At 65.3% G+C, this 473-nt stretch carries 1 protein-coding gene; it reads right to left on the minus strand.

The window, feature by feature from the left end; all coding sequences use genetic code 11:
- Positions 1–225: 225 nt before the first annotated feature.
- A partial coding sequence (locus RA20_RS13305) for an aldehyde dehydrogenase family protein (protein ID WP_039129529.1) occupies positions 226–473 on the minus strand: 248 nt, incomplete at its 5' end.

The following is a 473-nucleotide window of genomic DNA, read 5'->3' on the forward strand; positions in this document are numbered from 1 at the left end:
CTGTAAGCCATGGCGCAGCCGGCCGAGCCGGCGCCGACAATCACATAATCCGCATTCATCGCGTCTCTCCATTGCTGAGACCGGGTGCTGCCTCGCCTGCCCGGCTCTGCCTTGCTTTGCCTTGATGCTGCCAGCCCCGGCCGGAAGCACCCGGTGTCATGCGCCCTGCCCTGATTGCCCTTTGGGCTGACGGGGCGGGCGGGTGGGCGTCAGCCCAAAGGGCAATCAGAACGCCGCTTCGACGTCGCCCATGCGGACGTAAACCGATTTGACCTGGCTGAAGTGCTTGATCGCCTCTTTCGAGTTCTCGCGGCCCACACCCGATGCCTTCACACCGCCAAACGGCGCCTCGACCGGCGCATCGTTGTAGGAGTTGATGAAGCAGCTGCCCGCCTCCAGCCGGCCGATCACCCGGTGCGCGCGGGTGAAGTCGCTGGTGAAGACGCCGGCAGACAGGCCGAACTCGGTGTCAT

This window comes from Leisingera sp. ANG-Vp, from assembly GCF_000813725.1.
Lineage (GTDB): Bacteria > Pseudomonadota > Alphaproteobacteria > Rhodobacterales > Rhodobacteraceae > Leisingera.